The 20,924-nt window shown below is 60.4% G+C and carries 21 protein-coding genes; 10 read left to right on the top strand and 11 right to left on the bottom strand.

The annotated features are described in order from the left end of the window. Positions 1–23: 23 nt before the first annotated feature. Positions 24–1,097 carry an AI-2E family transporter gene (locus IE038_RS19765; protein WP_189396166.1) on the bottom strand — a complete coding sequence of 358 codons (1,074 nt, stop codon included), beginning with the start codon at positions 1,095–1,097 and terminating at the stop codon, positions 24–26. A 12-nt stretch (positions 1,098–1,109) separates the two neighbouring features. Further along, positions 1,110–2,162, bottom strand: a complete 1,053-nt coding sequence (locus tag IE038_RS19760; RefSeq protein WP_189396165.1) for a DUF2066 domain-containing protein — start codon at positions 2,160–2,162, stop codon at positions 1,110–1,112. A gap of 342 nt (positions 2,163–2,504) precedes the next feature. On the opposite strand from IE038_RS19760, the gene purM reads away from it, so the two are divergent. Genes purM through IE038_RS19745 form a run of 3 tightly spaced genes read left to right on the top strand, consistent with a single transcriptional unit; the run spans position 2,505 to position 4,935 of the window. After that, positions 2,505–3,563, top strand: coding sequence for a phosphoribosylformylglycinamidine cyclo-ligase (gene purM / locus IE038_RS19755; protein ID WP_163936287.1), 1,059 nt, complete (start codon positions 2,505–2,507; stop codon positions 3,561–3,563). Next, the gene (gene purN, locus IE038_RS19750) at positions 3,563–4,216 is read left to right on the top strand and encodes a phosphoribosylglycinamide formyltransferase (protein WP_163936291.1); all 654 of its coding nucleotides are present in this window, start codon (positions 3,563–3,565) and stop codon (positions 4,214–4,216) included. The genes purM and purN overlap by 1 nt, the downstream gene beginning before the upstream one ends. A gap of 8 nt (positions 4,217–4,224) precedes the next feature. Further along, positions 4,225–4,935, top strand: a complete 711-nt coding sequence (locus IE038_RS19745) for a DUF3108 domain-containing protein (protein ID WP_163936294.1) — start codon at positions 4,225–4,227, stop codon at positions 4,933–4,935. Between the two features lie 93 nt (positions 4,936–5,028). Here the strand turns inward: IE038_RS19745 and IE038_RS19740 are convergent, their stop codons facing one another. The 7 genes from IE038_RS19740 to IE038_RS19710 all read right to left on the bottom strand — a co-directional run bounded on the left by IE038_RS19740 (position 5,029) and on the right by IE038_RS19710 (position 13,275). Continuing rightward, positions 5,029–5,568 carry a DUF2058 domain-containing protein gene (locus IE038_RS19740; protein WP_163936297.1) on the bottom strand — a complete coding sequence of 180 codons (540 nt, stop codon included), beginning with the start codon at positions 5,566–5,568 and terminating at the stop codon, positions 5,029–5,031. Between the two features lie 26 nt (positions 5,569–5,594). Then, a complete protein-coding gene (mazG, locus tag IE038_RS19735) occupies positions 5,595–6,425 on the bottom strand; it encodes a nucleoside triphosphate pyrophosphohydrolase (RefSeq protein WP_189396170.1) in 831 nt (276 codons plus the stop codon). A gap of 83 nt (positions 6,426–6,508) precedes the next feature. Further along, positions 6,509–8,749 (bottom strand): GTP diphosphokinase, encoded by a 2,241-nt coding sequence (gene relA / locus IE038_RS19730; protein ID WP_163936300.1) that lies wholly within the window; start codon positions 8,747–8,749, stop codon positions 6,509–6,511. Between the two features lie 100 nt (positions 8,750–8,849). Further along, the gene (gene rlmD / locus IE038_RS19725; RefSeq protein WP_189396164.1) at positions 8,850–10,208 is read right to left on the bottom strand and encodes a 23S rRNA (uracil(1939)-C(5))-methyltransferase RlmD; all 1,359 of its coding nucleotides are present in this window, start codon (positions 10,206–10,208) and stop codon (positions 8,850–8,852) included. Further along, positions 10,208–11,110, bottom strand: a complete 903-nt coding sequence (gene cysM / locus IE038_RS19720; RefSeq protein WP_163936303.1) for a cysteine synthase CysM — start codon at positions 11,108–11,110, stop codon at positions 10,208–10,210. Before cysM ends, rlmD begins: the two co-directional genes overlap by 1 nt. A gap of 35 nt (positions 11,111–11,145) precedes the next feature. Beyond that, positions 11,146–12,558 (bottom strand): sensor histidine kinase, encoded by a 1,413-nt coding sequence (locus tag IE038_RS19715; RefSeq protein ID WP_308425304.1) that lies wholly within the window; start codon positions 12,556–12,558, stop codon positions 11,146–11,148. Further along, positions 12,559–13,275, bottom strand: a complete 717-nt coding sequence (locus IE038_RS19710; RefSeq protein WP_189396163.1) for a response regulator transcription factor — start codon at positions 13,273–13,275, stop codon at positions 12,559–12,561. A 215-nt stretch (positions 13,276–13,490) separates the two neighbouring features. On the opposite strand from IE038_RS19710, the gene IE038_RS19705 reads away from it, so the two are divergent. The 4 genes from IE038_RS19705 (at position 13,491) to IE038_RS19690 (ending at position 18,180) form a co-directional block, all read left to right on the top strand. After that, entirely contained in the window at positions 13,491–16,253 is a 2,763-nt protein-coding gene (locus IE038_RS19705) for a response regulator (RefSeq protein ID WP_163933335.1), read from the top strand. Between the two features lie 67 nt (positions 16,254–16,320). Continuing rightward, positions 16,321–17,310 (top strand): 2-hydroxyacid dehydrogenase, encoded by a 990-nt coding sequence (locus IE038_RS19700; RefSeq protein ID WP_189396162.1) that lies wholly within the window; start codon positions 16,321–16,323, stop codon positions 17,308–17,310. Between the two features lie 31 nt (positions 17,311–17,341). Beyond that, positions 17,342–17,779 carry a hypothetical protein gene (locus tag IE038_RS19695; protein ID WP_163933329.1) on the top strand — a complete coding sequence of 146 codons (438 nt, stop codon included), beginning with the start codon at positions 17,342–17,344 and terminating at the stop codon, positions 17,777–17,779. After that, on the top strand, positions 17,776–18,180 hold the full coding sequence (locus IE038_RS19690) for an META domain-containing protein (protein WP_163933325.1): 405 nt from the start codon (positions 17,776–17,778) through the stop codon (positions 18,178–18,180). The genes IE038_RS19695 and IE038_RS19690 overlap by 4 nt, the downstream gene beginning before the upstream one ends. A gap of 98 nt (positions 18,181–18,278) precedes the next feature. Here IE038_RS19690 and IE038_RS19685 read toward each other — a convergent pair whose 3' ends face one another. Then, a complete protein-coding gene (locus IE038_RS19685; protein WP_163933322.1) occupies positions 18,279–18,743 on the bottom strand; it encodes a TlpA disulfide reductase family protein in 465 nt (154 codons plus the stop codon). A gap of 86 nt (positions 18,744–18,829) precedes the next feature. On the opposite strand from IE038_RS19685, the gene arsC reads away from it, so the two are divergent. Genes arsC through IE038_RS19670 form a run of 3 tightly spaced genes read left to right on the top strand, consistent with a single transcriptional unit; the run spans position 18,830 to position 20,194 of the window. Next, positions 18,830–19,183, top strand: coding sequence for an arsenate reductase (glutaredoxin) (gene arsC / locus IE038_RS19680; protein WP_163933320.1), 354 nt, complete (start codon positions 18,830–18,832; stop codon positions 19,181–19,183). Further along, entirely contained in the window at positions 19,180–19,785 is a 606-nt protein-coding gene (gene wrbA / locus IE038_RS19675; protein WP_163933317.1) for an NAD(P)H:quinone oxidoreductase, read from the top strand. The genes arsC and wrbA overlap by 4 nt, the downstream gene beginning before the upstream one ends. Continuing rightward, complete coding sequence (locus IE038_RS19670) at positions 19,778–20,194, top strand: DUF2069 domain-containing protein (protein ID WP_163933315.1); 417 nt, start codon at positions 19,778–19,780, stop codon at positions 20,192–20,194. The genes wrbA and IE038_RS19670 overlap by 8 nt, the downstream gene beginning before the upstream one ends. 36 nt (positions 20,195–20,230) lie before the next feature. Here the strand turns inward: IE038_RS19670 and IE038_RS19665 are convergent, their stop codons facing one another. After that, on the bottom strand, positions 20,231–20,902 hold the full coding sequence (locus IE038_RS19665; RefSeq protein WP_189396161.1) for a DNA-3-methyladenine glycosylase I: 672 nt from the start codon (positions 20,900–20,902) through the stop codon (positions 20,231–20,233). Positions 20,903–20,924: the final 22 nt, after the last annotated feature.

Genomic DNA, 20,924 nt, shown 5'->3' with positions numbered 1-20,924 from the left:
GGTGCAAGCCAACTGCTATCAGCCTAGAGATCAGGATCAACCTGCCCTGCGTAAATGTCCGATTCTTTATAAAGGTCATGGACATGCCGCAACAACACCATGATCACCGCTGCAACAGGCAAGGCCAGTAACACGCCGGTAAAGCCGAACAACTCACCACCGGCAAGAATGGCGAAAATCACCGCCACGGGATGCAGGCCAATACGATCGCCTACCAGCCAGGGCGTCAGCACCATGCCTTCGAGCATCTGACCGACCATGAATACGGCGGCGATACCCAGTAACGGATACAACTCACCCCCAAACTGGAACAGCCCGGCGACCATTGCCGCCCCGATACCAATGATAAACCCCATGTAAGGCACGATGGCCGCCAGCCCAGCCAGCACACCGATCAACAGACCCAGCTCCAGTCCGACCAGCATCAACCCGGCCGCATAGATCACCCCAAGCGCCAGCATGACCAGCAACTGGCCGCGAACGAACGCCCCCAGCACATCGTGACACTCGCCAGCCAGCACCACCGCTTGCGCTTCACGCTGGCGTGGCAACAGGCTGCGCAGCCTGGCCATCATCAGGTCCCAATCGCGCAGCAGGTAGAAGCCGACCACGGGGATCAACACCAGGTTGGCCAACCAGCCGAGCAAGGCCAGACCCGACGCAGTCGCCTGCGACAACACCACACCAACAATGTCGCTGGTTTGCCCCATATGCGCGCTGATCGCAGCCTTGACCTTGTCAAAACGCCAGAAACCTTCTGCCAGCCCCAGGCGCGCCTGCACCCAGGGCAGTGCCACATGCTGCAGCCAATCCAGCATCTGCGGCGTCAGCTCATAGAGGCGTACCAGTTGCCTGGCCAACATCGGAATCAACACCAGCAGCAGCGCCAGCATCACCAAGCCGAACAGACTGAAAACCACCACCACACCCCAGGTGCGCGACAACCCTGCTCGCTCCAGGCGATCGACCAGCGGGTCGGCCAGGTAAGCCAGCATGATCCCCACCAGGAACGGCGTAAGAATGGCATGCAACCAGTACACCAGGGCCGCACAGAGCAACCCCATGCCCAACCACACCCAACGGCGCATGTCCGTCATCAGTCACTCCCTTTACCAGCGAAAACGCAGGCCATTGAACGGCTGCGGTGCAGCGGCTTGTGTACCGACAGCCGCAGGCTCAGCGCTGGCCGATGCTGTCGCACCCGGCGTATTGGCAGGGATTTCCTGCAACTTGGCCAGGCCCAACTGGGCGCGAAGCTGCTCACTGCTCCCCGTAACCGTGTACGTCAGGATGTCCTTTTCGGCACTGATCAAGTGTGCACCGAATGGCTCCAGCACCCGTCCCAACTCTGCGTAACGCTCCAGGTTGGCGCCTTGCACCTGCAACTGCATTGCACTGCCAGCCCCCGGGCGCGCAACAAATTGCGACGCCAAACGACTGCTCACGGCCAGCATGACCGCATCGGCCAAGGCCGCAGGGTCCGCACCTTCGACCTTGCCCTGCTCACGCTGCTCGCCCTGCCACAGGCGCCAGGTGCCCTGCCATTTACCGTCGGTTTCAGTGGCATGCACCGCCAACAATGCGTCGGCACCGTAACGCTCGGAAGCGTCTCGCAGTGGCGCCGGGTCTGTGCCCTCCAGATTCTTCGCAGTAGCGACCAGTTGCTCGCCGAGATCCCCCAGCGGCAAACGCAGAGGCAAGCCTCGGTGCTGGGCCGCACGGCGCAAGGTCACGGCACTGCCTTGACCATCGCCAACCAGGGTTGAACCGTCAGGGCTGTCGTTCAACCACCAACCGAGAATCGCGGGGCGGTTGTTACCCCACAGGGCCAGGCCCGCCTGACGCAATGCCCGATCAGTGCTGCCCGGATCGAAGTCCACCAACAGGGTTTCAGGCGGACCGGCTTCGTAGCCAAACTGACTGATGATCTGTTGCGGGTCTTTGCGCAAGGCCACAACAGCCGGATTCTGCAGAGCCTTGCTGTCACCGGTCAGGCGCAGCACGAGGGTATTGAGTGCCTGCTCGGTGGCCTGGGTACGCGCCTCGGCGCCCTGGCCACTGACCGGTTCACGCACCTGGTACAAACCGGAGAGGGTTTCAGCCTGAGCCGCCAGGCCAAACAGCGCAACACAGCCGACGACCAGATATGAGCACAAACGCATGTGAGGTTCCCGTCCCTATATAAATAGAAGCGCCGCTTGAACGCGCCCGGGTTCAGACCGCTGGCCCCGATAAAACATTCAATCGTCGCGGTGATTTTCATCACTACACCATGGCTATACCTTATACAGCACATGGCGCGGCAACCAGTCACAGGTGGTTAATCATCATTTTTCTATCGTTTGAGGCTCTACCCGTCGGCCTGAGGATGGCCGCTACCCGGTAACCCTGATAAAATCGCGCGCCTTCGCAGACCGGCGACGGTCAGGCAGCAGGACAACCTCCGCTTTGCCTGGCAGGTCACGGTCGATTCCCCCGAATCCCTCCCCCTAAAGGCCTGGATCATGAGCAAGCAACCCTCCCTGAGCTACAAGGACGCCGGTGTAGACATCGACGCCGGTGAAGCATTGGTCGAACGCATCAAAGGCGTGGCCAAGCGCACGGCGCGCCCGGAAGTCATGGGCGGCCTGGGCGGTTTTGGCGCCCTCTGCGAAATCCCGGCCGGCTACAAACAGCCGGTTCTGGTCTCGGGTACCGACGGTGTCGGCACCAAGCTGCGTCTGGCGCTGAACCTGAACAAGCACGACAGCATCGGCATCGACCTGGTCGCCATGTGCGTAAACGACCTGGTGGTCTGCGGCGCCGAGCCACTGTTCTTCCTTGACTACTATGCCACCGGCAAGCTCAACGTCGACACCGCAGCCCAAGTGGTCACCGGTATCGGCGCCGGTTGCGAACTGGCTGGCTGCTCGCTGGTCGGTGGTGAAACCGCCGAAATGCCGGGCATGTACGAAGGCGAAGACTACGACCTGGCAGGTTTCTGCGTCGGCGTGGTCGAGAAAGCCGATATCATCGATGGCTCCCGTGTTGCCAGCGGCGACGCCCTGATCGCACTGCCATCGTCCGGCCCGCACTCCAACGGTTACTCGCTGATCCGCAAGATCATCGAAGTCGCTGGCGCAGACATCGAGAACATCCAGCTCGAAGGCAAACCGCTGACCGACCTGCTGATGGCCCCAACGCGCATCTACGTCAAGCCGCTGCTCAAGCTGATCAAGGAAACTGGCGCAGTCAAGGCCATGGCCCACATCACCGGTGGTGGCCTGCTCGACAACATCCCGCGCGTGCTGCCAAAAGGCGCCCAGGCGGTAGTCGACGTCGCCAGCTGGGAACGTCCAGCGGTGTTCAACTGGCTGCAAGAGCAAGGCAACGTCAATGAAACCGAAATGCACCGCGTGCTGAACTGCGGCGTTGGCATGGTCATCTGCGTGGCTCAGGACGATGTCCAGAAGGCACTGAACGTGCTGCGCGAAGCCGGCGAGCAGCCATGGGTGATCGGCCAGATCGCCACCGCTGCCGAAGGTGCTGCCCAGGTCGAGCTGAAGAACCTCAAGGCGCACTAATGCCGAGCACGCTCTGTGATGTAGTGGTACTGCTGTCGGGTTCCGGCAGCAACCTGCAAGCGCTGATCCACAGCACCCGCACCGAGGGCAACCCGGTGCGCATCCGCGCGGTGATTTCCAACCGCGCCGATGCCTACGGCCTGCAACGCGCCCGCGATGCAGGCATCGACACTGCCGTACTCGACCACAAGGCCTTCGATGGCCGCGAGGCGTTCGATGCGGCACTGGTCGAGCTGATCGACAGCTACTCACCGCAACTGGTCGTACTGGCCGGTTTCATGCGTATTCTCAGTGCCGGATTCGTCCGTCACTACCAGGGCCGGCTGCTGAACATCCACCCTTCCCTACTGCCCAAGTACAAGGGCCTGCACACCCATCAGCGCGCGCTGGAAGCGGGCGATCGCGAGCATGGCTGCAGTGTCCACTTCGTCACCGAGGAACTCGACGGCGGACCACTGGTCGTACAAGCAGTAATACCGGTAGAGTTGGACGACACGCCAGAAAGCCTGGCGCAAAGGGTTCACAGCCAGGAACATCAGATTTACCCGCTGGCAGTTCGCTGGTTCGCCGAAGGTCGTTTACGCTTGGGCGAAACCGGTGCATTAATGGATGGCCAGCCTCTGGCGGCCAGCGGCCACTTGATTCGACCCTAGGAGATTTTATGCGTCGTGCCCTGCTTTTCGCCCTCGCCGTGCTTGCGTTACCGCTTCAGGCAGCCGAGCTGAAGCCCTACTCGGCCAGCTATACCGCCGACTGGAAACAGCTGCCCATGAGCGGCACCGCCGAGCGCAGCCTGGTCAAGAATGCCAACGGTACCTGGAGCCTCAACTTCAAGGCCGCGATGATGATCGCCAGCCTGACCGAGCAAAGCACCTTGCGCATGGACAAGGACACCTTGTTGCCTCAGACCTACCACTTCGAACGTGGCGGCCTGGGCAAGGCGAAGAAAGTTGACCTGGACTTCGACTGGTCGAGCAACATGATCACCGGCACCGACCGCGGTGATGCCGTGAAGCTGCCACTCAACCGGGGCGTGCTGGATAAATCCTCGTATCAACTTGCCCTGCAACATGACGTTGCGGCCGGCAAGAAAAGCCTCAGCTACCAAGTGGTTGATGGCGACGAAATCGACACCTACGACTTCCGCGTCCTGGGCACCGAGAAAGTTTCGACCAAGGCTGGCCAGGTTGACGCCATCAAGGTCGAGCGCGTACGCGACCCAAGCCAGAGCAAGCGCATCACTGAGCTGTGGTTCGCCAAGGACTGGGACTACCTGTTGGTGCAACTGCGCCAGGTTGAAACCGACGGCAAGGAATACGTGATCATACTGCAGGACGGTACGGTCGACGGAAAACCTGTCAAAGGCAACTGAAGCCCGACAGCATGCCCAAAAACCCCGCCTTGTGCGGGGTTTTCAGTTTCAGCGCCAGTAACGACAAACCCCGCCGAAGCGGGGTTTGTTGCTTTACCACATCAGGTCATCAGGGATCTGATAGGCCGCATACGGATCATCGGCATCCGGCTCCTCAACCTGAGTATTGAGCAGGACGATACGCTTGGGATCTCGTTCCTGAATCTTCAACGCGGCTTCACGTGGAATCACTTCGTATCCACCACCGTGATGCACGATAGCCAATGAGCCACTGCTCAGCTTGCTACGCATCAGGGCGTTGACCGACAGGCGCTTGACCTTCTTGTCATCGACGAAGTTGTAGTAGTCCTCGGTATTCAGCTTGGGCAAGCGCGACACTTCAATCAGTTGCTTGACCTGAGCGGTACGGGCCTTCTGCTCGGCTTTTTCCTGTTGCTGACGGTTCAGCTCCTGGTCGCGCTTGGCCTTCTCGGCCATGGCTTCCTTGGCCAGACGCTGCTGGGTGTCATCAACCTCTACCTGGCCTTTGTGCTCCAGGCGTTTTTGCTTCTTCTGCTCTTTGGTGACCTGCTTGACCTGCTTCTGGTTGACCAGACCGGCCTTGAGCAATTGGTCACGAAGGGAAAGACTCATGGGTGCTTACTCACTTATGCAACAGTTCAGCCGCAGCTGGACAGGTTCTTTTCCTGACGTTTGGCCTCGCCCCAGAGCGCGTCCAAGTCTTCGAGGGTGCAATCTTCGATCGGACGGCCCGTATCGCGCAATGCCTGTTCGATAAAACGGAAGCGTCTTTCAAACTTGGCGTTGGCGCTACGCAGCGCAGTTTCCGGATCGACCTTCACATGCCGCGCCAGATTGACGGCGGCAAACAACAAGTCGCCCACCTCGTCGGCCAATGCCGCCGGGTCATTGTCGGCCATGGCCTGGAGCACCTCATCGAGCTCCTCACGAACCTTGTCCAACACGGGCAGGGCATCAGGCCAGTCAAAGCCGACCTGAGCCGCACGTTTTTGCAGCTTGGCCGCCCGAGACAAGGCCGGCAATGCAGCCGGCACGTCATCAAGCAGCGACAACTGCTCGGGCTCGGCCTTCTCGGCACGCTCCTGAGCCTTGATTTCTTCCCAGCGCTGCTTGACCTGCGCTTCATCGAGGCGCGGCGTATCCAGCGGGGCATACAACTCGCCCGTCGGAAACACATGGGGATGGCGACGGATCAGTTTGCGGGTGATGCTGTCGACCACACCATCAAACTCGAAACGCCCCTCCTCCCGAGCCAACTGGCTGTAATACACCACCTGAAACAGCAGGTCGCCCAACTCGCCCTGCAGGTGCTCGAAGTCACTGCGCTCGATAGCATCAGCCACCTCGTAGGCTTCCTCAAGGGTGTAGGGAACGATGGTCGCGTAGGTCTGCTTGAGATCCCACGGGCAGCCGTACTGCGGATCACGCAGGCGAGCCATGAGATGGAGCAGGTCATCTAGGGTGTGCATCATGGGTTCTCTGTGTCGGAGGGCCTGGCATCATCACCCGCACTGCGGTTCCCGGGGAAACCGGCAGTACGGGCGAAAGCACCTCAGGAAGTACGATTACGCCGAGTCTCGATGATGTTCGGCAACTGCGAAATGCGCCCCAGCAAACGCCCAAGTGCATCAAGCCCAGGGATTTCGATAGTCAGCGACATCAGCGCGGTGTTGTCTTCCTTGTTCGAGCGGGTGTTGACCGCAAGCACGTTGATCTTCTCGTTGAGCAGCACCTGGGAGACATCACGCAGCAAGCCCGGACGGTCGTAGGCGCGGATAACGATATCCACCGGATACGTCTGCACCGGTACCGGTCCCCAGCTGACCTGGATGATCCGTTCCGGCTCACGCCCAGCCAATTGCAACGCCGAAGCGCAGTCCTGGCGGTGAATGGTCACACCACGGCCTTGGGTGATGTAGCCAACGATGGCATCGCCCGGCAGCGGCTGGCAGCAACCCGCCATCTGCGTCAGCAGGTTACCCACACCCTGGATCTGGATATCGCCACGCTTGCCCGGCTTGATACCGGTAGCCTTGCGGGTGATGAACTCCAGTTGCTCAACGCGCTCCGGTTCTACCAGTTGCTGCGCTGCGTTGACCAGGTGAGCCAGGCGCAGGTCGCCCGCACCCAATGAGGCAAACATGTCCTCGGCGGTCTTGACGTTGGCTTTTTCCGCCAGGCGCTCGAAGTCCACCTGAGGCAGGCCCAGCCGCGTGAGTTCACGCTCAAGCAAGGTCTTGCCTGCGGCAACGTTCTGATCACGGGCCTGCAATTTGAACCAGTGAACGATCTTGGCCCGCGCCCGCGAAGTGGTGACATAGCCCAGGTTCGTATTCAGCCAGTCGCGGCTCGGATTTCCGTGCTTGCTGGTGATGATTTCGACCTGCTCGCCAGTCTGCAGGCTGTAGTTGAGCGGTACGATCCGCCCATTGATCTTGGCGCCACGGCAGTTGTGACCGATCTCGGTATGCACGCGGTAAGCGAAGTCGAGCGGGGTCGCGCCCTTGGGCAGGTCAATGGCGTGCCCGTCCGGGGTAAAGACGTAGACACGATCCGGCTCGATATCGACCCGCAACTGTTCAGCCAGCCCGCCAATATCGCCCAGCTCTTCATGCCACTCGAGAACCTGACGCAGCCAGGAAATCTTCTCTTCATAGTGGTTGGAGCTGGATTTGACATCCGTGCCCTTGTAGCGCCAGTGCGCACAGACGCCGAGTTCGGCCTCTTCATGCATGGCATGAGTACGGATCTGAACCTCCAGCACCTTGCCCTCTGGGCCGATAACCGCAGTATGCAGCGAGCGGTAACCATTCTCCTTCGGGTTGGCGATGTAGTCGTCGAACTCCTTGGGAATGTGCCGCCAAAGGGTATGCACGATACCCAGCGCGGTATAACAGTCGCGCATCTCTGGTACCAGCACGCGCACGGCCCGCACGTCGTAGATCTGGCTGAACTCCAGGCCTTTGCGCTGCATTTTGCGCCAGATCGAATAGATATGCTTGGCACGACCGCTGATGTCGGCCTTGACCCCGGTGGCCAGCAGCTCGTTCTGTAGCTGACTCATGACATCGGCAATGAAACGCTCGCGATCCAGCCGACGCTCGTGCAGCAACTTGGCGATCTGCTTGTACTGCTCGGGCTCCAGATAGCGGAAGGACAGGTCTTCCAGCTCCCATTTGATATGCCCGATACCGAGGCGATGAGCCAACGGCGCATAGATATCGAACACTTCACGGGCGACCCGGTGGCGCTTCTCGTCGTCGGCGCTCTTCACTGCGCGGATCGCACACGTCCGCTCAGCCAGCTTGATCAGGGCCACACGCACATCGTCGACCATGGCCACCAGCATCTTGCGCAGGTTTTCTACCTGCGCCTGGGAACCCAGCACCAGCGAATGACGCGGATTGAGGCTGTCAGTGATGGCCGCCATGCGCAGCACACCATCGATCAGTTTGGACACGACCTGACCAAAACGCTGGCCCACTTCGGCCAGGGTCACCTTGCCTTCGCGCACGGAGCGATAGATGACCGCTGCCACCAAAGAGTCCTGATCAAGCTTCAGATCGGCGAGAATTTCCGCGATCTCAAGCCCGGCCTGGAAACTCGACGTACCGTCGGCCCAGGAATGTTTGGCCGGGTTGCCCTTTTTCTCGACCTCCTGGGTGAACTCACAGGCGGCCTTGAGGGCTTCCCGGTCCAGCGCCGTATCGACGCTGACCACATGATCCAACCATGCCTCGAGATTGATACTACCGTCTGTGTTGACCGGCTGGTGCACTCTCACCTGTACCATCTTTGTTTACCTTTCCCTACCGCGCATACGTGATGCGCTTGAAATCACAGGCGTTGCCCCTGCCGGATCCAAGGGACAACCGCCGAACGGGTTTGCTGCGCTAACCCGCCTCGAATAACGCCATGGCCTCGACATGGGCCGTCTGAGGAAACATGTCGAGAATCCCGGCACACTTTAACCGGTAACCCTGCCGAAGCAACGCTTGGGTATCGCGCGCCAGAGTGGCCGGGTTACACGAAACATAGACCAGGCGCTTGGCCCCCAAGTCGGAGATTTTGCTGACCACCTCAAAAGCACCGTCACGTGGTGGATCCAAGAGTACCGCAGAAAAGCCCTCGCTGGCCCATTCCACGCCTGCCAAAGGCAGGGATAAATCGGCCTGAAAAAAGCGAACATTATGCAGATTATTACTACGGGCATTGTCCTCGGCACGCTCGACCATGGTCTGTACCCCTTCCACCGCCACGACTTCACGGGCTTGCTGGGCGAGCGGCAGGGCGAAGTTGCCCAAACCACAGAACAGATCAAGCACACGCTCATCATTCTGCGGGGCGAGCCACGCAAGGGCTTGCTCGATCATCGCCGTATTGACCTGGGCATTGACCTGAACGAAATCGCCGGGCCTGTAGGCCAACTCCAGGTTCCACGGTTCGAGAACAAAACCCAGGGCCTGAGTCTGATCGACCGCCGTTGGCTTACCGTCACCCTGTAGCCAGAGCTGCACGCCAGCCTCGCTACAAAAAGCCTGCAGGTACTGTAGATCACCCTCAGCCAGAGGCCCGGTGTGACGCAGCAATAACGCCAGCGCCGTGCCACTGAACAACTCGACATGGCCGACCACCTGTGGCTTGCGCAAGCCACGCAGTAACGCAGGCAACTGCCGCATGATCGGCTGAAGGGCCTCGACCAGTACCGGGCACTCGTCGATCGCGACAATGTCCTGACTGGCCTCGGCGCGAAATCCGACATCAAGGTGCTTGGCACGGGCATCCCAACGTACCGCCACACGTGCGCGGCGACGGTAGCCGAACTCCGGCCCGCTCAATGGGGGGGCCCAGTGCTCAGGCACAACACCCGCTACACGCTGCAACTGCTCGGCGAGCAGACGCTGCTTGAGCGCCAACTGCTCGGCATGAGGAACGTGCTGCAGGTTGCAACCGCCGCAACGGGCAAAATGCGCGCACGGCGCCGCACGACGCAGTGGGCTGGCGCTGAACACGCGCTCCAGGCGTGCCTCGACCACCTTGCCGTGGGCACTAAGCACCCGTGCTTCGACCTCTTCGCCTGCCAGCGCACCGCTGACAAACCAGGTACGCCCTTCAACAAAGGCAATGCCACGGCCATCGCCGGACAAACGCTCGAGTGTCAGGCGCTGCTTTTTGCCAACAGGAACCTGTGGCGTACGGTTGCCGCCGGCCGGCTGAAAGCGCAGGCCGCTATTACGTTTGTTCTTGGACATCAGTTACCAGCGTCAAAAATGCCGGTCGACAGGTAACGGTCGCCACGGTCGCAAATGATCGCCACCATGACCGCGTTCTCTACCTCGCGAGACAGGCGCAACATGGCTGCCACGGCACCGCCGGAGGACACGCCACAAAAAATACCTTCTTCACGGGCCAGGCGGCGAGTGGTCTCCTCGGCCTCGGCCTGGGACATATCGACCACACGATCAACCCGCTCAGCCTCGAAGATCTTCGGCAGGTACTCATGCGGCCAGCGGCGAATGCCAGGGATCGCCGAGCCTTCCATCGGCTGCAAACCGACGATCTGTATTGCCGGGTTCTGCTCCTTGAGGTAGCGCGAGCAGCCCATGATGGTGCCGGTGGTACCCATGGAGCTGATGAAATGGGTAATGGTGCCCTGGGTCTGACGCCAGATTTCCGGACCGGTACTGACGTAGTGGGCTTCAGGGTTATCACCATTGCCGAACTGGTCGAGCACCTGGCCACGGCCTTCAGCCTCCAGTCGCCCGGCCAAATCGCGGGCACCTTCCATGCCCTCTTCCTTGCTCACCAGAATCAACTCGGCGCCGTAGGCGGTCATGGCCGCCTTGCGCTCGGCGCTGGAGTTGTCCGGCATGATCAGAATCATCTTGTAACCCTTGATCGCTGCCGCCATGGCCAGGGCAATCCCGGTATTACCCGAAGTTGCTTCGATCAGGGTGTCACCCGGCTTGATCTGCCCACGCAGCTCGGCACGGGTAATCATCGACAACGCTGGCCGGTCCTTGACCGAACCTGCCGGGTTGTTGCCTTCAAGCTTGAGCAGGAGGGTATTGCTTGTGTCGCCAGCGATGCGCTGCAGGCGAACCAGAGGCGTATTGCCGACGCAATCGGCGATCGTAGGGTACTGCAAGGTCATGGCGTATTCGCAATCCAGACTGCGGGAAGCCTCCATCATACCGGCAAACGGCGTGCGCCCATATCACGCAATGTATGCTCCTTATAGCCTTGAGCTATAAGATTGGTTGCAGCGGGCAGTTGCATCGACAGCCGTAGGCCTTCGCTCGTATTGTGTGCCCACAGCTGGCCGCCTTGGCGCATCAGCGCATTACGGGCGATGCTCAAACCCAGGCCAAAGCCGCCATCGCCGGGACGCGAACCATCCAACCGGGCAAAGGGCTCAAAAATGCGCTCCAGTGCGCCCTTGGCCACGCCGCCGCCCTGATCTTCGATCCAGAGCACCCATAAGCTGCCGGAACGACGCCCATCCAGCCGGATCACACCGCCGACCGGTGAGTGCCGAATGGCATTGCGCAGAATGTTCTCCAGAGCCTGGGCCAGGCTATTGAGGTTACCCAGCACCCAACAGGAGCTGTCCAACGCACACTGCAGCTGATCGGCAGACCAGCCACTTTCGAAGCAGGCATCATCAACCAGCATCTCCCACAATGCCTGCACTTGAATCGGCTCTTGCACCAACGGACTTTGCTCAGCCTCTAGCCACGCCAGTTGCAGCGTGTCCTCGACCAGCCGCTGCATCCCCTCGACCTCACGGCTCAAGCGCTCGCGCAAACACCCTTCGTCAACCTCCGAGTCACATGCGACACGCAATCGGCTGAGCGGCGTGCGCAACTCATGGGACAGGTCTCGCAGCAACTGCTGCTGCAGGATCACGGTACGTTGCAGCCGTTGGGCCATATCATCAAATGCCCGCCCCAGCTCACCCAGCTCATCACGTCGACAGGTGGTCGCGCTGGCTACTCGCGCAGAAAGCTGATTCGCCCGCCAGGCGTTGGCCTGTCGGCGCAGTTGATTAAGGGGCATGATCAACATGCGGTAGAGCCCGACACAGAACAGCAGCGTCAACAGACCCGGAATAATCCCATTGATGAACAACGCCCAGAGCAACGTGACATGGCGTTGAGGCATCAGTCGCTGCGGCAGCTCGATGACCAGGCTGCCCTGTCTGGCATCATGGGGAAAAGGCAGCTTGATCCAGGGTGGCTGCGTGGCACGACGACTGATCGGCCAGTCCGCGCCACGCAACGTGGTCAGGTGCTGGGTTTCGGCATCACTCAAGGGCACGCTGCCAAGGGATTGCAAATCACGGCCAATAAGCCCGACCCAGACGCCCTCACCGCCCCGCATCGCCGCCAACCAGTTGTCGACGGCCGCCTCCCCGCCCTGTCGCCAGGCCTGTTCGGCGTCTTCAGCATACCCTTCGAGCACTGCCCGCGCGTCACTGGAGAGAAAGGCTGTACGGGTTTCCATCTGGCGGCCCCATGTCCAGCTCAATCCAATCATCAGCAGGCAGAAGCCCACCAGCAGAACGGCCAGTTTCCAGAACAACGAATGACGACCGGGCACTTAATCGGCCTCGACAGCACTGAGTCGGTAGCCCTTGCCCCAAACCGTCAGCACCTGACGCTCCAGATAGCCAATGCCCTTCAGTTTTCGACGGATCTGGCTCACATGCATGTCCAGACTACGGTCGTGCCGGGAGTAACCGCGCTGCAGCACCTGCTGGTAAAGGAACGGCTTGCTCAGCACCTCTTCGGCGCTGCGTTGCAGGGTTTCCAGTAAACGGTACTCGCTGGGCGTCAGGCCTGCCCAACGCTGTTCAAAACACACATCAGTGGCCCGTTCATCGAACTGCAACTCGCCCGACAGCATGGGCTCGGGTTGCTGGTAACGCCGCTCCAGCGCAACACGTCGCAGGATCGCTTCGACCCGCACCTGCAATTCGGCCATGCTGAAGGGCTTGGGCAGGTAATCATCTGCGCCTCGCTGAAAACCACTGATACGATCAGCCTCCGCACCCAGGGCAGACATCAGAATGACCGGTGTCGAACTACGAGCACGCAACTGCGACAAGGCGTCCAGGCCATTCAACCCCGGCAACAGGATGTCCATCAACACGACATCGAAAGGCTCGCGTGTTGCCAGCGCCAGCCCCTCGCAGCCATCCCGGCACCACGTCACCCGAAAACCACTGCGTTGCATCTGTTCATGCAGATAGCTACCCAGGATCGGGTCGTCTTCGATCGCAAGAATGTTGGGGACAGGCGTAGATGGGGAATTCATTGGTAGACGCTATTAATTCTCAATAGCGCGATTATTCAGATTCCATCCGCGCCAAGCAACCAATTACCGACAAACATCTAGGAGATTTCCTACAAAAAGATAAAAGTAGATACAAATGAGTGCATTGCGCTGACAGTCGCGGTAATTTTCCGACCTGGGTCGCCACTTGGATCTTACGGCGCCTTACAGCAACTGCCTAAGCACAGGAGAGTGGCGTGCTGAATAGATTGGGTATCAGAAGCCGTGTGCTGTTGCTCGCGCTCTTGCCGACCAGCCTGATGGCGCTGGTACTGGGCGGTTATTTCACCTGGCTGCAGCAAAACGAGTTGCAGTCTCAATTGCTGCAACGCGGCAAGATGATCGCAGAGCAACTGGCCCCTCTGGTAGCCCCGGCACTGGTCAGCAACAACCCGGCACAACTGGAGCGCATTGCCGCCCAAGCGCTGGAACAAGCCGATGTGCGTGCGGTGAGTTTTCTTGCTCCCGACCGCAGTAGCCTTGCCCATGCCGGGCCGAGCATGCTCAACCAGGCACCCAATGGCGACACCAGCCAACTGCTGCAACGCAGCGGCAGTGACGCAACACGCTACCTGCTGCCGGTGTTCGGTCGCCATCGCGATCTGGCGGGTGATTTGATTCCCGGTGAATCCCACCGCCTGCTCGGTTGGGTGGAAGTCGAACTGTCCCACGACGGCACACTGCTGCGTGGCTACCGTAGCCTCTTCACCAGCATGTTGCTGATTTTCATTGGCCTGGCGGTAACCGCCTTGGTTGCCCTGCGCATGAGCCGAGCCATCAATGGCCCTATCGGACAAATCAAGCATACGGTGAACCAGCTCAAGGACGGCAATCTGGAACAACGCCTGCCCACCCTGGGCAGCCATGAACTGGACGAGTTGGCCGACGGTATCAACCGTATGGCCCAAACCCTGCAAAACGCCCACGAAGAACTGCAACACAGCATCGACCAGGCCACAGAGGATGTCCGCCAGAACCTGGAAACCATCGAAATTCAGAACATCGAACTGGACATGGCCCGCAAGGAGGCCCTGGAGGCCAGCCGGATCAAATCCGAGTTTCTGGCCAACATGAGCCACGAGATCCGTACACCACTCAACGGGATCCTCGGCTTTACCCACCTGCTGCAGAAAAGCGAGCTGAGCCCGCGCCAGCTTGAGTACCTGGGCACCATTGAAAAGTCTGCCGACAACCTGCTGGGCATCATCAATGAAATTCTCGATTTCTCGAAAATCGAGGCCGGGAAACTGGTGCTCGACAGTATCCCGTTCAACCTGCGTGACGTCATTCAGGAAACCCTGACCATCCTCGCACCGTCCGCCCACGCCAAGCAGCTTGAATTGCTCAGCCTGATTTACCGCGACACCCCCTTGTCAGTGGTCGGCGACCCGCTGCGACTGAAACAGATCATCACTAACCTGGTCAGCAACGCCATCAAGTTCACCCGTGAAGGCACCATCGTCGCTCGCGCCATGCTGGAGGATGACGACGATGATGAGGACAGCGTTCACCTGCGCATCAGTGTTCAGGACACAGGCATCGGGCTGTCGCCGCAAGACGTGCGCGCCCTGTTCCAGGCCTTCAGCCAGGCCGACAATTCACTCTCGCGCCAGCCCGGTGGAACAGGCCTGGGCCTGGTGATTTCCAAGCGCCTGATTGAACAGATGGGCGGCGAAATTGGTGTCGATAGCACTCCGGGCGAAGGCTCGCAGTTCTGGGTCAGCCTACGTCTGCCCAAAGCCCTGGATGATGCCGAAGACTTGCCGCCATCGTCGCTGCAGGGACGCCGTACGGCCGTGATCGACCCGCACCCCTTGGCGTGCCAGGCACTCCAGCACCAGCTGCAGGACTGTGGGTTGAGTATTACCGTATTCAGCACGCTCGATCAGTTGCTCAAGGGCGTGGATGCTGCTCGCTTGGCCGGCCAGCCATTTGAACTGGCCGTATTTGGCGTAAGCCTTGCCAACCTTTCTCCAGAGCGGCTTGGCCAGCATGTGCAAACGCTTGAGCACCTTAACTGCCAAGCCATGGTGCTGTGCCCGACCACCGAGCAACGGGCGTTCCAATCCTGCCTGCCGAACCCGCACAGCCAACTGCAGGTCAAGCCGACCTGTACTCGCAAACTTCGCCGAGCCCTGTTGGACTTGACCGAACCACGACGCAGCGAGGCTGAACTGACACGCCTGGTGCCAGGACAGCGCCAACCCAAAGTGCTGTGTGTCGACGACAACCCTGCCAACCTGCTCTTGGTGCAAACCCTGCTGGAAGACCTTGGCGCCTCGGTACAGGCCGTCGACAGCGGTAGCGCGGCAATCAAGGCGGTGCAGGAAGACTGTTTTGATCTCGTCCTGATGGACGTACAAATGCCCGGCATGGATGGGCGCGAATGCACCGAACAAATACGCCTCTGGGAAACCGAAAACGACAGTGCTGCACTACCGATCGTGGCGCTGACCGCCCACGCAATGGCCAACGAAAAACTCGCGTTGTTGCATAGCGGTATGGACGACTACCTGACCAAGCCGATCAGCGAGCGGCAATTGGCGCAGGTCTTGCTGAAATGGACGGGGCTCTCACTGGCCGAGCCGCCTGTAGAGCGTTTCAACGAGCGCCCGGTCGACAGTGCCGAACTGAAGATACTCGACCCGGACGAGGGCCTGCGCCTGGCCGCAGGCAAGCCGGACTTGGCGGCGGACATGCTGGCAATGCTGCTGGCCTCACTGGACGCCGACCGCGATGCCATCCGGGCCGCACGCAATGCAAGTGATCGCAATGCGCTGATCGAGCGGGTTCACCGCCTGAATGGCGCCACTCGCTATTGTGGGGTGCCGCAGCTGCGCGCGGCCTGCCAGCGCTGCGAAACCCTGCTCAAGCAAAATGCTCCGCAAGCCCAGCAGGCCCTCGACGAACTGGATCGTGCACTTGCACGGCTCAGTGCCCAAGCGCGGCTGAGCGCCTGACCTGAGGCAAGGCCAGTGGCGTAGCAGTTGTTTAGACTGGTGGCATTCGATGCCAAGGAGCTTTGCCATGCGCGCACTATTTTTCAGCAGCCAGACGTATGACCAGGAAAGTTTCCGCGCTGCGCCTGCCATGGAGGGCCTGAGCCTGAACTTCCAGGCGGCACGCCTGACCGAAGCAACCGCCACGCTGGCGGCCGGCCATGAAGTCGTCTGCGCCTTCATCAACGATGAATTGTCAGCACCGGTGCTGGAGCGCCTGGCCGCAGGTGGTACGCGGCTGATTGCCCTGCGCTCGGCGGGCTACAACCACATTGACCTCAAGGCCGCCCAACGCCTGGGGTTAAGCGTGGTACGGGTGCCGGCCTATTCACCGCATGCCGTCGCCGAACATGCCGTAGCATTGATTCTGGCCCTCAATCGACGTCTGCACCGGGCCTATAACCGCACCCGAGAAGGCGACTTCAGCCTGCATGGTCTGACCGGTTTCGACCTCTACGGCAAAACCGTCGGGGTGATCGGTACCGGCCAGATAGGCTTGGCGTTTGCACGGATCATGGCCGGCTTCGGTTGCCAGTTACTGGCCTACGACCCCTTCCCTAGCCCTCAAATGCAGGCGCTTGGCGCGCGCTACCTGCCGCTGCCGGAGCTGCTGGCTCAGGCTCACATCGTCAGCCTGCACTGCCCATTGACCGAGCAAACCCACCACCTGATCAATCAACAAAGCCTGGCATTGATGCAACGCGGATCGATGTTGATCAATACCGGCCGTGGCGCGCTGGTAGACACCCCGGCACTGAGTGATGCCCTGAAAAGCGGCCACCTCGGCTACCTGGGCCTGGACGTCTATGAAGAGGAAGCACAGCTGTTCTTTGAAGACCGCTCAGACCAGCCGCTGCAAGATGATGTGCTGGCGCGGCTGCTGACCTACCCCAACGTGATCATCACCGCCCATCAGGCGTTCCTTACCCGTGAGGCCCTCGCCGCCATCGCCGAGACCACGTTGGAGAACATTGCCCGCTGGGCGGTCGGGAATCCGCAGAATCTGGTCGAAGGTTGATGCTAGGATACGCGGCAGATTTGGAGGACCCATGGTCGAACACGATTTCCGCTACAACCTGTTTAATCCGCAACACACCCTGATCGAATGCCGCTCCCTGGCACCAGGTCGCTACCAGGTCACCGGCAATGGTGGCTCAATCCACAATGACGACGTCTTGCTGGTAACCCTCAAGGGCAGCAAGACACTGTCAATGCGCCTGACTGTGGAAAAGGTACGCCACCTGATCAACCCGCCCGGTCAATGGGTCGCCGTGGCCAGCGGTCCGGTCTTCGGCGAACTGGCAATCCATCAGTGGCAAGTCAACTGCGACAGCTGCCAGGCCAACCTTGATTTCGAGTTCGCGGTAGACGCCAAACTGGGTAACAAAGCCCAGCAGCCAGCCGCCGTGGCGCGTATCGCCGAACTGGGCTGGACCACTCAAGGCGACAAACACACGTGTCCGAAATGCCGGGGGCAGGCGCAGTGAAACACCTTCTGTTTTCGGGACTGGTAGCCGCAGGCCTGGTCGGCTGTGCTGCCGAGCCCATGAAGCTGGAGCAGGAGCGAAGCTACATACTGGAATGGATTGGCGAACGACCATTGATGGACTACAGCCACCTGACGCTGACCTTGGCGGCCGATGGTCGGGCGTATGGCAATGCAGGCTGCAACCACTGGTTTGCACCGTATCAGTTGGACGGCGACAAACTGAGCTTCGGCAAGGTTGGTAGCACCCGCAAGCGCTGTGCACCAGCGCTGATGGAACAGGAGCAGCGTTTCCTGCAAGCATTGGAGGATGTGCAACGCTGGGACATCTCGCCAATCGAGCAGGTGCGGTTTTGGCCAGCACAAGGCAAACCACTGCGGTTCTGGCCTGAGGAAGGCTAAACCACGCCCCGCGCCCTGTTTGGTTTCCTGTAGGGCCAGCCTTGCTGGCGCCTACAGGAACGCATAATTCACGTACGCTGCGAGGCGCAGCCGGGGCATCAGGCGCCCTTGAGTGCCGTCAATTTCTCGGTAATCCCCGCAGCGGTCTGTTCACCCAGCAACTGCTCGCGCACCTTGCCCTTGTCATCGATGATGTAGGTGACCGGCAAGCCTTCACTACGCGGTAGCTCAAAGCGCTCGGCAGGGTCGTCAGCAAGCACGGTGAAACCGATCCCCAGCGCGTCACTGGCCTTTTTCAACTCATCGCCGCGCAAGCCGTCGAAGTTCACCCCGAGCACCGTCACACCTTTGGCCTGCAGCTCTTTGGCCGCGGCATTGAGCTCTGGAATTTCCGTCCGGCAGGGGCCACACCATTCGGCCCAATAGTTAAGCACCAGCCAGCGCCCGTCCAATTGTTCTGCGGCCACTTTGCGGCCATTCTGATCCAGCCCATAGTCTGCGCCGCAACCGCCGAGCAACAGGCTCGTAGTGATCGCCAGTACTGCTGCCAATCGCCTTGTCATGGGTCAATCCTTATTGAATATTCAAGCAAAATGCAAAGTCGCTGCGGTTAGAATAGCCGCCACTTCATGCTGAATGCGACCCGAACATGACCGACTTGACGCTTTACCATAACCCACGCTGTTCCAAATCCCGTGGCGCGCTGGAACTGCTCGAGGCCCGTGGCCTGGCGCCAACCGTAGTACGCTATCTGGAAACGCCGCCGGACGCCGCGACGCTGCGTAGCCTGCTCGGTAAACTGGGAATCACGGCCCGTGAACTGCTGCGCAGCGGCGAAGACGAGTACAAGACCCTTGACCTGGCAAACCCTGCCCTGTCCGAAGATGAACTGATCGCCGCCATGGTCAGTTGCCCGAAACTGATCGAACGACCGATTCTGGTCGCTGGCGACAAAGCCGTCATTGGCCGGCCACCCGAGAAGGTGCTGGAGATCCTCTCGTGAGCACGCCCTATATCCTGATCCTGTATTACAGCCGCCATGGTTCCACCAGCGAAATGGCCCGGCAAATTGCCCGTGGCGTTGAACTGGGTGGCCTGGAGGCCCGTATTCGTACCGTACCGGCCATTTCCAGCGAGTGTGAAGCCGTCGCCCCGGCCATTCCGGAAAACGGTGCGCTGTATGCCAGCCTTGACGACCTGCGCAACTGTGCCGGCCTCGCGCTCGGCAGTCCGACCCGCTTCGGCAACATGGCCGCGCCGCTCAAGTACTTCATCGACAGCACCAGCAGCCTCTGGCTGAGCGGTGGCCTGGTCGGCAAGCCTGCAGCAGTGTTCACCGCTACCGCCAGCCTGCACGGCGGCCAGGAGTCGACGCTGCTGTCCATGCTGCTGCCGCTGATGCACCACGGCATGTTGATCATGGGCCTGCCCTACAGCGAGTCGGCACTGCTGGAAACCCGTGGCGGCGGTACCCCTTATGGCGCCAGCCACCACGCCGGTGCCGACGGCAAACGCGCCCTGGATCCCGACGAAATCGCCCTGTGCCGGGCGCTCGGCCAACGTCTGGCGAGCACCGCCACGCTACTGGAGAATGGCCGTGGCTAAGAAGCCGAAAATCCTGCCCCCACTGGAATGGCTGGCCCCACGTGTACGTATCAGCCGGGCCTTGAGCCTGGCGACATTCTTCGGTCTGATCGCCCTGCTGAGCCTCAACACCCTGCTGGTCGCCGACCTGCATGGTGCACGTTCCTGGGTGATTCTTGGGGTCGAACTGGTGCCGTTGCTGATATTGCTGCCAGGCATGCTGCTGGGCAGTGCCCGCGCTCATGCCTGGACCTGTTTCGTGGTGAACCTGTACTTCATCAGCGGTGTACAGGCAGCCTTCGTCCCGGATCGGGCGCTGTTTGGCTGGCTGGAGGTACTGCTGAGCCTGTCACTGTTCATCAGCGCATTGCTGTATGTACGCTGGCGATTCCAGTACGACCGCAAACTGGCGGGTGAAGGCTCGGCGTGACACTGCTCGACTTGCCGAGCAGTGCCAGTACTTAACTCAATGGTTGACGGTATGCGCCAGCATTACCGAGAGCTGGCACAGTGGCCGCCCACTTTCGGCGTGCCACTGATTGAACGCCGCTTGCACTAGCGCCAGGTCGCGCTGGCTGGTCGGTGCCTTGTCGATGATGTCCTGAGCCACCAAGGCCGCAACCATGTCATCCGTGGGGATGAACGTATCCTTGCCGACCATGCGCAGAAAGCGTGGTGCAGACAAGCCACCAAGCTGGTTGCCATGCTTGGCCAGGTATTTCCACAAACCGACGATGTCTGTCACTGGCCAATCGGCGATCAAGGCGCCGAAACTGCCCTTCTCCTTCGCCACATCCAACACCATCTGCGCATTACGGGGCACGCTCTTGAGCTTGCCCAGGTGACGGATGATGCGGGTGTCCTGCATCAGCCGCTCCAGATGCTCGGCCCCCATCAGTACGACCTTTTCCGGATCGAAACCGAAGAACACCTGCTCAAACGCCGGCCACTTGGCATCTACCAGGCTGTGCTTGAGCCCCGCGCGAAACACGCGCAGGGCCAGGGTCGACAGGTAACGGTCATCACTGATAGCGCGCAACTGCGCCGGGGTTCGCGGCACCGGCAGATGTGCCTCCAGCGCAGCGGCAGAGCCGAAGCGGTTCAGGCAGTACTCATGCAGCCATTGATAGTCGCGCATGGCGGTTCCTTGCCAGAAAGTT

The organism is Pseudomonas laurentiana (assembly GCF_014648275.1).
Classification (GTDB): Bacteria; Pseudomonadota; Gammaproteobacteria; order Pseudomonadales; family Pseudomonadaceae; genus Aquipseudomonas; species Aquipseudomonas laurentiana.
The sequence above is the reverse complement of the archived record's forward strand: the minus strand, read 5'-3'. Positions and strand labels throughout refer to the sequence as shown.

Bases quoted from the DNA above. Each gene is read 5' to 3' on its own strand.
- IE038_RS19765 (WP_189396166.1), bottom strand. From the start codon at position 1,097: ATGACGGACATGCGCCGTTGGGTGTGGTTGGGCATGGGGTTGCTCTGT.
- purN (WP_163936291.1), top strand. From the start codon at position 3,563: ATGCCGAGCACGCTCTGTGATGTAGTGGTACTGCTGTCGGGTTCCGGC.
- IE038_RS19685 (WP_163933322.1), bottom strand. From the start codon at position 18,743: ATGACAAGGCGATTGGCAGCAGTACTGGCGATCACTACGAGCCTGTTG.
- IE038_RS19695 (WP_163933329.1), top strand. From the start codon at position 17,342: ATGGTCGAACACGATTTCCGCTACAACCTGTTTAATCCGCAACACACC.
- mazG (WP_189396170.1), bottom strand. From the start codon at position 6,425: ATGCACACCCTAGATGACCTGCTCCATCTCATGGCTCGCCTGCGTGAT.
- IE038_RS19700 (WP_189396162.1), top strand. From the start codon at position 16,321: ATGCGCGCACTATTTTTCAGCAGCCAGACGTATGACCAGGAAAGTTTC.
- cysM (WP_163936303.1), bottom strand. From the start codon at position 11,110: ATGACCTTGCAGTACCCTACGATCGCCGATTGCGTCGGCAATACGCCT.
- purM (WP_163936287.1), top strand. From the start codon at position 2,505: ATGAGCAAGCAACCCTCCCTGAGCTACAAGGACGCCGGTGTAGACATC.
- IE038_RS19745 (WP_163936294.1), top strand. From the start codon at position 4,225: ATGCGTCGTGCCCTGCTTTTCGCCCTCGCCGTGCTTGCGTTACCGCTT.
- relA (WP_163936300.1), bottom strand. From the start codon at position 8,749: ATGGTACAGGTGAGAGTGCACCAGCCGGTCAACACAGACGGTAGTATC.
- IE038_RS19760 (WP_189396165.1), bottom strand. From the start codon at position 2,162: ATGCGTTTGTGCTCATATCTGGTCGTCGGCTGTGTTGCGCTGTTTGGC.
- arsC (WP_163933320.1), top strand. From the start codon at position 18,830: ATGACCGACTTGACGCTTTACCATAACCCACGCTGTTCCAAATCCCGT.
- IE038_RS19740 (WP_163936297.1), bottom strand. From the start codon at position 5,568: ATGAGTCTTTCCCTTCGTGACCAATTGCTCAAGGCCGGTCTGGTCAAC.
- IE038_RS19710 (WP_189396163.1), bottom strand. From the start codon at position 13,275: ATGAATTCCCCATCTACGCCTGTCCCCAACATTCTTGCGATCGAAGAC.
- rlmD (WP_189396164.1), bottom strand. From the start codon at position 10,208: ATGTCCAAGAACAAACGTAATAGCGGCCTGCGCTTTCAGCCGGCCGGC.
- IE038_RS19665 (WP_189396161.1), bottom strand. From the start codon at position 20,902: ATGCGCGACTATCAATGGCTGCATGAGTACTGCCTGAACCGCTTCGGC.